This window comes from Pseudomonadota bacterium (assembly GCA_038533575.1).
In the GTDB taxonomy this organism is placed as follows: domain Bacteria; phylum Pseudomonadota; class Alphaproteobacteria; order Rhodobacterales; family Rhodobacteraceae; genus Shimia_B.
The window spans coordinates 1-1,054 of sequence record JBCAYL010000029.1 but is presented as its reverse complement, the minus strand read 5'-3'; the positions used below and the strand labels follow the sequence as shown (position 1 = coordinate 1,054).

Annotated in this window: 1 protein-coding gene; it reads left to right on the top strand. The window is 51.7% G+C overall.

Annotated elements, in window-relative coordinates; translation table 11 throughout:
• Window positions 1-1,054, top strand: a 1,054-nt coding sequence (locus AAFM92_16860) for a hypothetical protein (GenBank protein MEL7302033.1), incomplete at both ends; no start/stop codon positions are given.

The following is a 1,054-nucleotide window of genomic DNA, read 5'->3' as shown; positions in this document are numbered from 1 at the left end:
TATCCGCTTAACGGATGATGATCTAGCTGGCGTTATTGCCGGAACGACCGACAACTGCGATGCCGGTTTCACGGCTGCCTTCTCTCAGCTCGACTTTGACTGCTCGGATATTGATCCGGAGACTACTCAAATCACCGTTGATGTACTGGCAGAGGATGCCTGTGAGAATGACACCATGTGCACCGTCAATCTGGATGTTGCACCAGCACTGCTGAACTACGACTTTGCTTGTATCGCAGAGCTGAATGTCACCTTGAACGACGACTGCCAGGCGATGGTCATTCCATCGATGGTTCTTTCAGGCGATCTGATCTGTCTGGATCTCTTCGAGTTCGACATCGTTGTGATGGATGAAAATCCTGATAACGGTCCCATCATCGATGGTTGTGGTCGCTATCAGTACATGATCACAGAGCCAGAAGCGGACTTTGATGCAGAGGCACCAGATCCGATTGAAGGCTTCACCGGCGCCTTTGCCGAAGCCAACTGGGGACAAAGTGAAGGTGGCGATGCCGGCGATGCAACCAGCATCAGCTTCACGGCTACAACGCTTACTTTGAGCACCGACAGCGATGACACTTGCGGCGGCGAAAGCTTCGCTGAGGTCAGCTATCAGTTTGGTGAAGAAGGTATGACCAGCTTCGATTACGACTACCAAACAGACGATGCTGGTTTTGATGCCTTTTTGATCAGCTTCGATGGCACGATGACTCCACTGAACATCAGCGCTGATGATAATGCCAATGGATCAGCCAACATTCAGGTAGAAACAGGAGACATGCTTGTTCTTCGCGTGAGTGAAGATGATGGCTGCTTGTCTGATTTGAATCAACTGACGATCACCAACTTCCTGTTCACCTTCCCCGAGCCAGATGTAGCGGCCTTCAATGCGGCGCTCTTCGAGACCTGCTGGGGCTTCATCAATGCTGAAGACAAGACAAGCCCAGAGCTTGCGGACTCCCTGGAGGCCCCAAGCCCACTGTACTGCGATGATCTGGATGAGATCAACGTCAATACGCTAGCGAGCAACGTATCTCGCTGCTGGATTCAGTCT